The sequence below is a fragment of the Halochromatium sp. NSM3 genome, from assembly GCF_059621085.1.
Genome location: NZ_JCAQIA010000040.1, coordinates 15277 through 29423 on the forward strand (window position 1 = coordinate 15277; position 14147 = coordinate 29423).

At 66.3% G+C, this 14147-nt stretch carries 11 protein-coding genes and 1 pseudogene; 10 read left to right on the forward strand and 2 right to left on the reverse strand.

The window, feature by feature from the left end:
* Nucleotides 1-14: 14 nt before the first annotated feature.
* Nucleotides 15-431, forward strand: a pseudogene (locus AC54T3_RS14590) (HAD family hydrolase); the annotation flags it as partial.
* Between the two features lie 188 nt (nt 432-619).
* Here AC54T3_RS14590 and putA read toward each other — a convergent pair.
* A complete protein-coding gene (putA, locus tag AC54T3_RS14595; RefSeq protein ID WP_496625871.1) occupies nt 620-3889 on the reverse strand; it encodes a bifunctional proline dehydrogenase/L-glutamate gamma-semialdehyde dehydrogenase PutA in 3270 nt (1089 codons plus the stop codon).
* A gap of 395 nt (nt 3890-4284) precedes the next feature.
* On the opposite strand from putA, the gene AC54T3_RS14600 reads away from it, so the two are divergent.
* From AC54T3_RS14600 to AC54T3_RS14620, 5 genes are all read left to right on the forward strand, one after another.
* Entirely contained in the window at nt 4285-4749 is a 465-nt protein-coding gene (locus AC54T3_RS14600; RefSeq protein ID WP_496625873.1) for a DUF2269 family protein, read from the forward strand.
* A 224-nt stretch (nt 4750-4973) separates the two neighbouring features.
* Complete coding sequence (locus AC54T3_RS14605) at nt 4974-6407, forward strand: DUF4139 domain-containing protein (RefSeq protein WP_496625875.1); 1434 nt, start codon at nt 4974-4976, stop codon at nt 6405-6407.
* A 354-nt stretch (nt 6408-6761) separates the two neighbouring features.
* Entirely contained in the window at nt 6762-8171 is a 1410-nt protein-coding gene (locus AC54T3_RS14610; RefSeq protein ID WP_496625876.1) for a form I ribulose bisphosphate carboxylase large subunit, read from the forward strand.
* 116 nt (nt 8172-8287) lie between these two features.
* A complete protein-coding gene (locus AC54T3_RS14615; RefSeq protein ID WP_496625878.1) occupies nt 8288-8632 on the forward strand; it encodes a ribulose bisphosphate carboxylase small subunit in 345 nt (114 codons plus the stop codon).
* Nucleotides 8633-8718: 86 nt separating this feature from the next.
* Nucleotides 8719-11406: a CsoS2 family carboxysome shell protein gene (locus AC54T3_RS14620; protein WP_496625879.1), complete on the forward strand. Its 2688-nt coding sequence runs from the start codon at nt 8719-8721 to the stop codon at nt 11404-11406.
* A 33-nt stretch (nt 11407-11439) separates the two neighbouring features.
* Here the strand turns inward: AC54T3_RS14620 and AC54T3_RS14625 are convergent, their stop codons facing one another.
* The gene (locus AC54T3_RS14625) at nt 11440-11739 is read right to left on the reverse strand and encodes a hypothetical protein (protein WP_496625881.1); all 300 of its coding nucleotides are present in this window, start codon (nt 11737-11739) and stop codon (nt 11440-11442) included.
* 16 nt (nt 11740-11755) lie between these two features.
* Between AC54T3_RS14625 and AC54T3_RS14630 the strand changes: the two genes are divergently transcribed.
* From AC54T3_RS14630 to AC54T3_RS14645, 4 genes are all read left to right on the forward strand, one after another.
* Nucleotides 11756-13192: a carboxysome shell carbonic anhydrase gene (locus AC54T3_RS14630; protein WP_496625883.1), complete on the forward strand. Its 1437-nt coding sequence runs from the start codon at nt 11756-11758 to the stop codon at nt 13190-13192.
* An 18-nt stretch (nt 13193-13210) separates the two neighbouring features.
* The gene (gene csoS4, locus AC54T3_RS14635; protein ID WP_496625885.1) at nt 13211-13465 is read left to right on the forward strand and encodes an alpha-carboxysome shell vertex protein CsoS4; all 255 of its coding nucleotides are present in this window, start codon (nt 13211-13213) and stop codon (nt 13463-13465) included.
* 11 nt (nt 13466-13476) lie between these two features.
* The gene (locus AC54T3_RS14640) at nt 13477-13827 is read left to right on the forward strand and encodes a carboxysome peptide B (RefSeq protein WP_496625887.1); all 351 of its coding nucleotides are present in this window, start codon (nt 13477-13479) and stop codon (nt 13825-13827) included.
* A gap of 77 nt (nt 13828-13904) precedes the next feature.
* Nucleotides 13905-14147: BMC domain-containing protein (locus AC54T3_RS14645; RefSeq protein WP_496625889.1), on the forward strand; the 243-nt coding region annotated here is incomplete at its 3' end.

Genomic DNA, 14147 nt, shown 5'->3' on the forward strand with positions numbered 1-14147 from the left:
AGCCGAGCCGAACCATGCTGGATTGGAACTGTATCGACACCGTCTTCCTCGACATGGACGGCACCTTGCTGGACCTTCGCTTCGACGACCATTTTTGGCTGGAGCATGTCCCGCTGCGCTATGCCGAGTCCAGAGGGATTTCGCTGGCGGCCTCGAAGGATGATCTCTACGCGCGCTATCGGACGCTCCTAGGATCGCTGCAATGGTACTGCGTCGATCACTGGACGCGGGAACTCGCGCTCGACATCGCGATGCTCAAGGCCGAGGTCGACCATCTGATCGCGATTCACCCGCATGTGCCGACCTTCCTCGAGGTATTAGCCGCCGCCGGCAAGCGGCGCGTCTTGGTGACCAATGCGCACCAGAAGTCGATCGAGCTAAAGATGAGCAAGACGCGCCTCGATGGCCATCTCGAGCACATCGTCTGTTCCCACGATCTGCGGGCCGCTCGTCATTACGGCTTCCGTTGGCTGCTCGCGATCCTGTCGCCGGACTCCACGCAGCCCGCGCGCACCTGTGACGAGTTTGACGCGATCGAGGATTTCTCGGTGCTGTTGCCGGGACTTGCGGCAGCGGCGGCAGTTGACGCATGCTGGCCGATGTCCGGCGCCGAGGGTGGTCAGCCGCTGACCTCGGCCTCCGGAGTCGACGGCGGGTCTTCATCCAGCGATAACAGCGCGGCATTGCCGCCAGCCGCTGCGGTGTTGATCGAAAGCGAGCGCTCCACCGCAAAGCGCGGAAGATAGTGCGGGCCTCCGGCCTTGGGGCCGGTTCCGGAGCGTCCTTCGCCGCCGAACGGCTGCACGCCGACGATGGCGCCGATCATGTTGCGATTGACGTAGCGATTGCCAGCGCGGATGCCGCCTCGGATGCCTGGCCGGTCGGCGGCGGTGAGCCGGTTGATGTGGCTGTCGATGCGGCTGTGCACACCGAAGGTCAGGCCGAAGCCGGTGGCGTTGATCGCTGTGATGACCGCGTCGAGCGCGTCCGCGCGATAGCGCACGACATGCAGCACCGGTCCGAACACCTCATCCTCGAGCTGCTCGATGCCGTCGATCTCGTAGGCGACCGGCGCGATGAAGCTGCCATGCGCGGTCTCCGGCGGCAGCGGGCAGCGAAAGATCAGCCGCGCCTCGCGATCCATGCGCGCGCAGTGGGCCGCGAGCGCTTGCTGGGCCTCGGCGTCGATCACCGGGCCGACATCGGTTGCCAGATCCCAAGGGTCTCCGATCCGCAGCTCCGCCATTGCACCGGCGAGCATGGCCAGCAGGCGCTCGGCGACATCCTCCTGGATGAAGAGCACGCGCAGCGCCGAGCAGCGCTGCCCGGCGCTCTGGAAGCTCGACTGCAGCACATCGGCGACCACCTGCTCGGGTAGCGCCGAGGCGTCGACCACCATCGCGTTCTGGCCGCCGGTCTCGGCGATCAGCGGCACGATCGCACCGTCGCGCTCGGCGAGCCGCCGGTTGATGGCGCGGGCGGTCGCGACCGAGCCGGTGAAGGCGACGCCGGCGATGCGCGAGTCCGCGACCAGCGGCGCGCCGACGCTCGGCCCATCGCCGGGGACGAGCTGCAGCGCCGCATCCGGGACGCCGGCGGCGCGCAGCAGCTCGACCGCCCGCGCGGCGATGAGCGGGGTCTGCTCGGCCGGCTTGGCGACGACCGTGTTGCCGGCCGCGAGCGCGGCGGCGACCTGGCTGGTGAAGATCGCGAGCGGGAAGTTCCAGGGGCTGATGCAGGCGAACACCCCGCGGCCGTGCAGCGAGAGCTGGTTGCGCTCCCCCGTGGGGCCGGGCAGCTCCAGCGGTGCAGCGAAGGTCTCCCGGGCGCGCGCTGCATAGTAGCGGCAGAAGTCGGCCGCCTCACGGACCTCGGCGATGCCGTCCGGGATCGACTTGCCGGCCTCGCGGCAGCAGAGCGCGACCAGCTCGCCGAGATGAGCCTCGAGCTGGTCGGCGGCGGTCTCGAGACAGTGCGCGCGCCGGTCGGCGGGCGTCAGGTCCCAGCCCGGAAAGGCGACCACGGCGGCCGCAATGGCGCTGCTCACCTGCGCGGGGTCCGTGTCCTGGACATGCCCGATGCTGCGACGGCGGTCGGCTGGGGACTGCAGCCGGCGCACCGCCGGCTGGCGGCTCTGGTCTGTTGTGTGTTGGGCGCCCGGGGCTGCGCTGGATTGAGTAGTGCGTTTTTCACCAGACCCGGTATCAGGCGGTTCGTCTCGCTGGCGCGAGTTTGAATTGAAGTCCGCTTCCACCATTGGTGTCGCGACTCGCTGGGTCGGATCGGCAGCATCCATCGCGCGATACAGGGCCGCAACCGCTCCCGGATCGCCGAGGTCGAGGCCGGCCGAGTTGGCGCGATCCGGCCGATACAGGTCGCGCGGTGCCGGGATGCGCGGATGCGGTGCGTCTCGCTGGGTCGCGGCGACCTCGACCGGGTCGGTGACGACCTGCTCGACCGTCTGGGTCGCATCGGCAATGCGGTGGACGAAGGAGCTATTGGCGCCGTTCTCGAGCAGGCGCCGCACCAGGTAGGGCAGAAGCTCGTCGTGGCTGCCGACCGGGTCATAGGCCCGGCAGGGGGTCGCGGTCTGCTCCAGCACCTCGGTATGTAGTGCCTCCCCCATGCCATGCAGGCGCTGCAGCTCGAAGGGCCGACCGTCGGCCATCTCGAGCACCGCAGCGATGCTGTGGGCATTGTGGGTCGCGAACTGCGGATAGACCCGCTCGCCGAGGTCGAACAGGCGCCGGGCACAGCCGAGGTAATTGAGATCGGTGTTGACCTTGCGGGTGAACACCGGATAGCCGGGCAGGCCGAGCTGCTGAGCCAGCTTGATCTCGGTATCCCAGTAGGCGCCCTTGACCAGGCGCACCATCAAGCGCCGGCCATGGCGGTCGGCCAGCTCGCCGAGGAGCCTGCAGGCATCCAGCGCACGGCGCTGATAGGCCTGCAGTGCGAGGCCGAGGCCCTGCCAGCCGCTGAGCGCGGGCTCGGCGCAGAGCGCGGCCAGCACGTCGAGCTGTAGATCGAGCCGGCTGGCTTCCTCGGCATCGATGGTGAGGCCGATGTTTGCCTGGGCAGCCGCTTGCGCGAGCGCCAGCGCACGCGCGACCAGCTCGGGACGCACCAGAGACCACTGCGCGGGCTCGAAGCGCGGATGCAGGGCGGAGAGCTTGATCGAGATACCTGGGCCGTCGATCGGCCCGGCGCCGGCTGCGGCGCGACCGACCGCCGCGATCGCGTGCTGGTAGCGCTCGAAGTAACGCTCGGCATCCTCAGCGGTGCGCGCCGCCTCGCCGAGCATGTCGAACGAATGCCGGTAGCGAGCCTCATCGCCCTTGACGCTGCGCGCGAGTGCCTCGTCGATGTTGCGACCCATCACGAATTGACGGCCGAGGATCGCCATCGCCTGGCGCAGGGCTTGGCGTACCACCGGCTCGCCGCCGCGCCGGATGCGCTGGCGCAGGCCCGCGAACAGGCCGGTCTCCGGGTCGGCGGGGTCGTCATCCGGCTCCAGCAGCCGGCCGGTCAGCATCAGCGCCCAGGTCGAGGCGTTGACGAACAGCGAGCCGCCGCTTTCCTGACCATCGAGGCGCCATTCGGTGCCGCCGAGCTTGTCGCGGATCAGCGCGTCGAGCGTGGCATCATCTGGGATGCGCAGTGCCGCCTCGGCCAGGCACATCAGCGCGATGCCCTCGCGGCTGGTCAGCCCGAACTCGGCCAGAAAGCGATCCAGCAGACCGCTGCTGCCGTGACGGCGCACCGCGCGCACCCAGTCCCGGGCGCGCTCGAGCACGCGGGCGCGAGCTGGCGACTCGAGGTCGAGGGCAATCGCGTCGAGTGCACGCGCTCGCAACTGCTGCTCGTCCGCGAAGCGGGCTGCATTCATGCCGCTCCACGCCGAGATGTCTGTGAGTGCTGGCAATGACAGAGTCATGGCGCTTGCCTTGATTGCTGGGTGGTCAGCGACCCGCTGATCGGTGAGCCCTGGATTCTTGGCACCGATGTCAACGTCGAGCAGCCAGCCCGCGATTTCGTCTAGCCGGCCCGACTGCTTCAGAGCCCCGTCCACTTGGACGCCTTCGAGGAGACGATGCGGCGCAAAGTGCCGCCGGGTCAAGACCTGCGCGACGCTCTTCAGGCTAAGGTCCGCCCGAAAGCGAAGCCGCTGGCGCAGTATGCCCGGATACACTTGGATCGAGACCAGGCGATCGCTGTGGCTTACGGCAGTAGTGGTTATACGATGCGAAACATCGGGGGAGCACTTCGGCTTACACTACTGCCGTGATCTATTACCTCTTCAAGACCATTCACATCCTGGGTGTCATCATCCTGATCGGCAACGTGACCGTGACCTTCATCTGGAAGGTCTATGCCGACGGCACCCGCGACCCGACCGTCGTTGCCTTCGCGCAGCGCCTCGTGACCTGGACCGACTGGGCCTTCACGGCCAGCGGCGTGGTCCTCATCATCGTCGGCGGCTACGGGATGACGGTGGTCGCCAACCTCAATCCCATCCGTGTCAGCTGGCTGTTTTGGAGCCAGGTCTCGTTCTACGGCATCGGGTTCATCTGGCTGTTCGTCTTGATTCCGCTCCAGGTCGTGCAGGCACGCCAGGCACGCGAGTTCGCGGTCACAGGCACGATCCCCAAGTCCTATTGGCGCCTGTGCTGGATTTGGAACATCTTCGGCATCACCGCGACGGTGCCCTTTCTCTACGTGCTCTATCTGATGGTCGCCAAGTTCTGAGCGATCGGCGAGTGTTGCTTGCTGGTCGAGACGCTCGAGGCGAAGTTCCCGGTTTCATGGCTACCCGCCTTGCGCTCGCCTGCTTGCTCCAACTGGCCCGAGCCTGCATCCTGCGCTCATCGTTCACCATCACGGAGTTAACAGCGATGAGAGTCACCGTTGCGACGGCGTCGAAACTGATTGCGGCGCTCGCGCTGACGAACATGGGGATGACGGAGACGAGCATGGCCGATTCCAACGCGCGCGCCACCACACCCGAGCGTGCGACCACACCGGCGGCGCAGGAGCAGCGCAGCACGCTGGAGGATCAGATCGAGCTGGCGGTGACCATCTACAACGACGATCTGGCGCTGATCCGCGACAGTCGTCGGGTCGAGCTGCCGGCCGGGCGCAGCGAGCTGGCATTCCGCGATGTCAGCGCCCAGATACGCCCGGAAACCGCGCTGCTGCGCGCCGCCGAAGGCGCCGCTCCCCAGGTGATCGAGCAGAATTTCGACTTCGATCTCCTCACGCCGGCAGCGTTGCTCGCGAAATACGTCGGCCGCGAGGTCGCACTGGTGAGCACGCATCCGACGACCGGCGAGAAAACCGAGGAGCCGGCGAGGGTACTCGCGGCCAGCGATGGCGTGGTGCTGCGCGTTGGCGATCGGATCGAGACCTTCCCGGCTGGTCAGGTGCCGGGACGCCTCATCTACCGCGATATCCCGACGAGCTTGCGTGATCGCCCGACCTTGGTGCTGGCCTTGGAGAGCGCGGAGGCCGGTAGCCGGTTGCTGGAGCTGAGCTATCTCAGCAGCGGGCTTGGTTGGAAGGCGGATTATGTCGGCGAGCTGTCGGCGGACGGGCAGCGACTCGATCTCACCGGCTGGGTGACGCTGACCAATCGCAGCGGCACCCGCTATCAGAACGCCCAGCTGCAGTTGGTGGCTGGCGAGGTGAACCAGGTCGAGGACGAGAGGCAAGCGCCACAGTACGAGGCGATGGCGCTGCGCTCCACCGCGCCGGCGCCCAACATGCGCGAGGAGCGTCTGTTCGAGTACCACCTCTATTCGCTCGCGCAGCCGACGACCCTCGCCGATAACCAGACCAAGCAGGTCGCTCTGCTCGATGCGCCTGGCGTCAGCGTTGGCAAGGAACTGCTGATCCAGGGGAACCAACAGGTGTTCCAAGAGCCGCGTGGCGAGCTGACCCAGGAGCTGCCGGTGAACGTCTATCTCACCGCAATCAACGACACCGATTCCCATCTCGGGCTGCCGTTGCCTGCGGGCATCCTGCGCATCTACCAGCGCGATAGCCAGGGCAAGGCGCAGTTCATCGGCGAGGATCGCATCGACCACACGCCCAAGCACGCGACTCTGCGCCTGAAGCTGGGCCAGGCCTTCGATGTCACCGCCGAGCGCAAGCAGATCGCGTTCAAGAAGCTCTCCGGCACCGGGCCTTGGCAGTACCAGTACGAGAGCGCCTATGAGGTCGGCGTCAAGAACGCCAAGCCGGAGCCGGAGACGGTGGTTATCCAGGAACGGATCCCCGGCGACTGGAGCATTCTCGAGGAGAGCGCGGCACATGAGCAGGGCAACGCCAATACCGCAGTCTGGCGCCTCGAGGTGCCGGCCGAGGGCGAGACCCGTCTGCGCTATCGCGTGCGTGTGCGCTTCTAGCGCGCATCCGTCATCGGGCCCGGCCCGACGCGGTCTCCCTGGCAGGTTCCCCGGTCATCGACGAACCCATTGATCTGAGTCAATGTGACGCGCGCATGCTGATAGTGGCTATTGCTGCCCCGTTGCGGCTCGTTTATGGTGCCGAGCGCACTAAAACGGCGCTGCGGGACGTCTTAGTTATAGACTAGAATCGATCCTTGCAATCGAAACAATCGATTTCAGCTGAAGACTGCGCGCGGCGTATGGTTACCGCGTTTTCAGCGGCAGATGCCGAAACCCTTCCGAATCACGATCCTGAGTTAGGCAACCCGGATCAAGCGAAGCAGACGCAGAACAGACCCACAGGAGCTGAGCATGAGCAAAAAGTACGACGCCGGTGTAAAAGAATACCGGGACATGTACTGGACCCCCGACTATGTCCCTCTCGACACCGACCTGCTGGCTTGCTTCAAGTGCACCGGTCAGCCTGGCGTCCCGCGCGAAGAGGTTGCCGCCGCTGTTGCCGCTGAGTCCTCGACCGGCACCTGGTCGACCGTTTGGTCGGAGCTGCTGACGGACCTCGAGTACTACAAGGGCCGCGCCTATCGCATCGAAGATGTGCCGGGCGACAACGAGTCCTTCTACGCCTTCATCGCCTACCCGATCGACCTGTTCGAGGAAGGCTCCATCGTCAACGTGCTGACCTCGCTGGTCGGTAACGTGTTCGGCTTCAAGGCCCTGCGTCACCTGCGTCTGGAAGACCTGCGCTTCCCGATCGCCTACATCAAGACCTGCGGCGGCCCGCCGGCTGGCATCCAGCTCGAGCGTGACCGGCTGAACAAGTATGGCCGTCCGATGCTCGGCGCCACCATCAAGCCGAAGCTGGGTCTGTCGGCGAAGAACTACGGCCGTGCGGTCTACGAGTGCCTGCGTGGCGGTCTGGACATGACCAAGGACGACGAGAACGTCAACTCGCAGCCCTTCATGCGCTGGCGTGATCGCTTTGAGTTCGTTGGCGAGGCCATTCAGAAGGCACAGCAGGAGACCGGTGAGCGCAAAGGCCACTACCTGAACGTCACCGCCGCGACCCCGGAAGATATGTACAAGCGTGCCGAGTTCGCCAAGGAGGTTGGCTCGCCGATCATCATGCATGACTTCCTCACCGGTGGCTTCACCGCCAACACCGGTCTGGCCAACTGGTGTCGTGAGAACGGCATGCTGCTGCACATCCACCGTGCCATGCACGCCGTCATCGACCGTCATCCGAAGCACGGTATCCACTTCCGCGTGCTGGCCAAGTGTCTGCGCCTCTCCGGCGGCGACCACCTGCACACCGGTACCGTCGTCGGTAAGCTTGAGGGCGATCGTCAGTCCACCCTCGGCTTCGTCGATCAGCTGCGCGAATCCTTCGTGCCAGAAGACCGCTCGCGCGGCGTCTTCTTCGATCAGGATTGGGGCTCATTGCCTGGCGTCTTCGCCGTCGCCTCCGGTGGTATCCACGTCTGGCACATGCCGGCGCTGGTGACCATCTTTGGTGACGACTCCATGCTGCAGTTCGGCGGCGGCACCCAGGGTCACCCCTGGGGCAACGCGGCCGGCGCTTGCGCCAACCGTGTCGCAGTCGAGGCCTGTGTCAAGGCGCGCAACGAGGGTCGCGAGCTGGAGAAGGAGGCCCGCGAGATCATGACCGAGGCCGCCCAGCATAGCCCTGAGCTGGCCATCGCGATGGAGACTTGGAAGGAGATCAAGTTCGAGTTCGACACCGTCGATAAGCTCGATACCTGATCGGCTGATCCTGTTGGGGGCGCGGGCGGCGTCTTGCGCCTGGCTCCCAACCTAGCCCGTCTCCATCAGCCTCGTCCGACTCACGATTGAACCCCATCTATTTAGGAGTATCCGCGATGTCCTTGCAAGCCACCATGGGCGACTACCAGACCAAGCAGACCCTCGAGACCTTCGGCTTCCTGCCGCCGCTGTCGCAGCAAGAGATCTACGACCAGATCGCTTACATCATTGCGCAGGGCTGGACGCCGGCGATCGAGCACGTCCATCCGTCAGGCACGATGGACGACTACTGGACCATGTGGAAGCTGCCGTTCTTCGGCGAGCAAGAGCTGGGTAATGTGGCCGCCGAACTCGAGGCCTGCCACCGCTCCTATCCGAATCATCATGTTCGTCTGACGGGATACGATAGCTACACCCAGAGTCAGGGTTCGTGCTTCGTGGTCTTCCAGGGCCGCGCCTAGCGCGCGGGCTGCGCGCTGTCTCCGATCGATTTGGTGACGGGCGCTGAGTCCGTGACCGGTTCGTCGCCGGAGATCAAGCGTCAACGATGTCGACCTTCGCCTTCTCGGTCTTTCAGCACTTGGCGGGTGCGACAGTCCGGCAAGCGATGCACTATCCCGAGCTGCCCGCCCGCCCGGCGACGACGGACAGCCAACCCGACAGCCCCACGGAATTACCCATGGCAAGCAAAGCGAACCTGAGATCGAGCGGCCGCGAGGCGGCCCTGGCCCGCCGGCGTGCCCTGTCATCCAAGGGCAAGCAGGGTTTGGTGCAAACGACGCCCGAGCGCAAGCGGGCTCCGCGCACCGAGCGCGCACCCGAACGGCCCCCCGAGCGGTCTAGGCCGCAGCCGACGTTGGCACCCGCCACCGCAGCCCCGGCGCGTGCGTCCAATCCGAGGCCGAGTCTCGATCTCGCATCCTCGGCCAGTCCGCAACGGCGTCGCACCATGCCGCAGAATCCCGCGCAGGCAAGCCGTGAACTCGCGCGCCAACGCCGCGCGAAGCTGGCGCGTGATGGGCGCCGTGCCCAACGCAGCAATGATCGGGTGCGCGACCCCCGGGCCGATCAGTCCGGCGCGCGCTCGGCACCACCCAAGCGTACTGAGCAGACCAAGGGCGAGTGCCAATGCGGCGGTCAGTGTCAGCAGGCGAAACAGAGGCGCACCGAGAACGCCCATGCGCCCTCGCTGTCACTCTCGGCGCCGGCATCGAGCCGCGCCAAGAACGGCAACGGAGCGACAGCAAACGGTCGCAACCGCAAGCCGAAACCTGTGCTCGCGGTCAAGCCGGCCGGTCGTGCCGTAGCTCTGGCTCGGCGCGCCGCGCTCAGCGGCCGTGGCAAGGGCGCGACCAATGTGCCGAAGTCGGCCGCTGGCATCGCCCGTCAGGCCAATCCCAAGCTCAGCGGCCGTGAGTTGGCGCAGCGAGTTCGCGCCCAGCGCAACGCCAACGGTGGAGCGGGGGAGCCCAAATCACAGCCGACCGGGCGCATGCGCCCGACGCGCACCGGCGCGAGCGATCAGCCGTGGAAGGTCGGCGTCAGCGAGACGACCCTGGGCCAATTTGTTACAGGCACCCGCGTCGGCCGCAGCCAGAAGACCACCGGCGATGAGCCCAGTACCTGTCGCACCATCACCGGTACCGAGTACATGGGCGCGGATATCTTCCGTGAATTCTGTCAGACCGACCCCGCGCCGGCGCTCAAAAAGTTCGGCGTGAGCGCCACCGGCTATGGCAACTTCGTCACCGGTAACGAGGTTGGACGCTCGCCCAGGGTCACCGGCGATGAACCGGGCACCTGCGCGAGCGTGACCGGGACGCAATACCTGTCGCCCGATCAGTATCAGAGCTACTGCAACACGCGCCCAGGGCCCGAGCCGCGCGAGACCGGTATCGACAAGACCCTCGCCGGGCAGGGGCTGTCCGGGACTATGGTCAATCGCTCCGCGAAGGTGACCGGCAATGAACTCGGTGCCAACGTGGTCCCGACCGGGACGCAGTACACGGCTGCCTCGGAGATCCCTACCGATCGCTCGGTGCCGCCGAAGGTGGGCACCTCGGTGACCCTCTCGGGGGGCACGGTCACCGGCACGCGCGTTGGACGCTCGACGAGCGTGACCGGCGGCGAGCCGGGCACCTGCCGGCTGGTGACGGGCGATGAATATGCCGACCGCGCCCAGTACGACGAGTTCTGCCAGACCAGCCCACAGCCCGAACCGCCCAAGGTCGGGATGTCGATGACCAATAAGGGCCATCGCGTCTCCGGCACCCAGACGGGTCGCTCGGGCAAGGTGACCGGTGACGAGCCGGGCACCTGTAAAGCGGTGACCGGCACCCCTTACGCGGGCTTGGAGCAGGCCTCTGATTACTGTGCGCCCAATCAGCAGCATGAGATCAAGGCCCGCACGCGCATCATGTCGGCGACACCGGGTCCGAGCATGACCGGCATCCAGCCGGGCATCGGCGGCGTCATGACCGGCGCCGCCAAAGGGGCCTGCGAGCCCTTGACCGGAACGCCCTATCTTGGGGCGGATCAATTCGCGCGCGTCTGTGATGCCGATGTTAGCAATGCCGCCGAGCCTGGGCAGCCGGACTTCCCGCGCCCCTTGGACTTGGGCGGACACTCCCCGACATCGGTCCCGGCCCCAGCCTCGGCTCCAACATCGATGCCGGCATCGCCTCCGGCTCCAGGCCAGGGGTTTAGCGTCAGCTCGCCAGCGCGCGCGGCCTTCGAGGACCAACGCCGCAGCCATGTCACCGGCACCAGCTACGAGTCGAATCGCCACATCACCGGTCCATTCGGGATGGGCACCGGCAAGATCACCGGCACCGAGCAGTTTCGCTTCGATAGCCGCCGAGCGCGCCCGAATCTGCTGACCCCCGAGCCCAACCCTGGTGCTGGTCGCGGTGCCAATCCCGGGGTGGCGCCAGTCGATGCCGGTACAGCGGCGACTGCCGGGGCGGCGGCACCCTCGCGCGTCACCGGCGAAGGCCAGTCCGCAGGTCGCAAGATCACCGGCGATGACTGGGATCGCGGCGAGCGTGTCACCGGCACCGAGGGCAGCTCGGCGCGGCGGCGCAACCCGACCCGGCCCGGTGCGATGAGCGCCATGCCGCCGGTCGAGGCCAAGCGTAACGAGGAGGTGCCGCAGCCGACCAGTCGGGTGACCGGCAGCGCCGGCAGCACCGATCGCGGTGCCTTGATCACCTACTCCGGGGGCGCGCGCGGCTGACCGCGTACGTTGAGTAGGATCCATGCCCATCCGTCACCGACCATCACCGCGCTCGCGCAGCCTGGGCCGAAGCCCTCGCAGCCCGGCGCCCACGATGTCGCCCGCCAGCTCGGATGCGAGCAGCGCGTCGGCGACGGAGTCGGGCGAGGCGGTTGTGCCGCGCGGACGCACGGAACAACCGGCGCGCCGTCCAGCCAACCTCGGACAGGGGCCGACCCGGCCCACGCGTCCGCCTCGGCCCATGCCGAGTGGGCTGCCGAGCGGGCGCGCGCGGACGGAAACGCTGCGGTCGGCGATGAGCCCGAGCGCATCGGCGGCTGGGCTGGAATTCAAGCCGGCGTCTCGGTCGATGGAGTTTGGCGGGGGTTCCGGTCGCGGCGTGCATCCGTTGACCGATGCCCAAGCCAATGTGCGACTGTACGACTATGAATCGTCGGTCAAGCACGCGTTCGACGATCTGGTGCCGGTGCTCAAACGCATTGCGAGCGAGCGTTGCGAGCCGGATTTCGTCGACCGGGCGCAGTCGATCGCGCGCGCCGAACTCGGCTTCGAGCTGCCTGCTCAGATCCTCGAGGACAGTTGGATCAGTGGGCTCGATATGCGGCGACTGTTCGCGGCCTGCGTGTTCGAGACCTATCACCGGCTCAGTGATGCCTTTTTCACCACCGATCCGCTCGGCGGGCGCGACGGCGCGGCCTTCGAGCAGTTTCTGCTCGACTGCGGCTTCCATCTGATGGATGTGACGCCCTGCGCCGATGGTCGTCTGGCGCATGCGATCAGTTATGTCCTGCGCCTGCCCTATGGGCACGTGCGGCGTAAGTCCTATGCCGGGTCCTTGTTCGACATCGAGAACACGGTCGAGAAATGGGTTGAGACGGAGCTGTCGCGCTTCCGCGAGGGGCTCCCGAACAGCGCCGATGCGCCGACACGTTATCTGAAGGTGGTGATGTATCACGGCAGCTCGGTCGATCCCGCGCATCAGGGCTGCGCCGCGCACGGCTCCGATGATGCCGCTGCGGCCAGCGCCGGGCTCGAGCGGCTCAAGGCGTTTCGCCAGGCGATCGAGAACAGCTTCTGCTGTGGTGCTTCGGTCGACCTGCTGCTGTTGGGCTTGGATACCGATACCGACGCGATCCGTGTGCATGTGCCGGATGCCGAGGGCTACTGCGATCTCGAGCATTGGCTCGATGCCGCCAAGGTCTACGAGATCACCCGTGGCCTATCCCCCGAGCAGGCGCGCGCGCGGATTGCCGAACTTGTGCGAGCACATGCGCCGGGGAAAGCGGCCGGCGAGGCCCTGAGCGACGGCATGGTGCGCCTGATCGCCGGCCTGATCGAGAACAATCTCTCGCAGATCGATTATGTGCGCCAGTATCACGCCGGCGGCTACGCCGATATCGGCCATGCCGAGCGTTTCATCGGCGCCGGCATCGGCTTCGAGGAGATTCAGCTGCGCAACCTGACCTATTTCGCCTATCTGAGCACGGTCGAGGAAGGCGCAGCCGACCTCGATGTGGGTATCAAGATCTTTACCGGCCTGAATATCAATCGCGGTTTGCCAGTGCCGATCATCGTCCGCCACGATTATCACGGCGGCGTGCCGGGCGCGCGCGAGCGTGCCATCGCGCATTGCGAGCGGATTGCTGCGGCCTTGAAGGCTAGGTATCCGAAGCTCTGCGCCGATGGAATGCTGCACTGCCTGCGCGCGGTGCGCGATCTCGATCAGGCGGCGCCGATCGAGATCGTTGGCTCGTCGTTACAGCCAGCGGCATCCGCCGCGCACTGAGGCCCAGGTCGCTCGCTCATGAAGATTTGCAAGGTTCTCAAGCCGCTGGTCTCGACCAATCGCATTCCGGGATTCGAGCACAAGCATCTGCAGGTGGTGCAAGACGGCAGTGCCCAACTGGTCGCGGTCGATGCGGTCGGCTCGATTCCCGGCGATTGGGTCATCTGCGTGGGCAGTTCCGCCGCGCGCGAGGCCGCTGGCAGTAAGGAATATCCGAGCGATCTGACCATCGTCGGCATCATCGACGACTGGGACCCGGACGCGGAGCTTTGAGGCGGTCCGGCATGGAGATCAATCAAGTGGTCGGCACGCTGTACTGCACCGAACGGATCGACGGCCTGCGCCATTGCAGTCTGCAGATCCTCAAGGATCGCAAGGGCAAGCTTGCGGTGGCGACCGATCCGGTCGGCGTGCGGCCTGGAAACTGGGTGTTCACCGTGAGTGGCTCGGCCGGACGCTACGCGATGGGCGATGCAAAGATCATGACCGATCTCACCATCGGCGGGATTATCGACGCCTGGCAGCCCGAGGATGTGGCCAAACCGGAGCCTGGTGACAATCCGGAGCCTGGTGACAGTCCGGAGCCTGGTGACAGTGATGGAATGCTCGAGCAATACCGCGATCAGGCCGCCTAAGCTGGCGAACGGCCCAGAGTGGATCAACCCCAACCGCGACCGACGCGGCATCAAAGTCTTTAACGGAGACGACAGAAATGGCAGGCGAAAGATTTGGCATTGCGCTCGGCATGATCGAGACCCGTGGTCTGGTGCCGGCGATCGAGGCTGCGGATGCGATGGCCAAGGCTGCTGAGGTCAGGCTCATCGGCCGCGAGTTCGTCGGCGGCGGCTATGTGACCGTACTGGTGCGCGGCGAAACCGGCGCCGTGAACGCGGCCGTGCGCGCTGGCGCCGATGCTTGCGAACGGGTCGGCGATGGTCTGGTGGCCGCGCACATC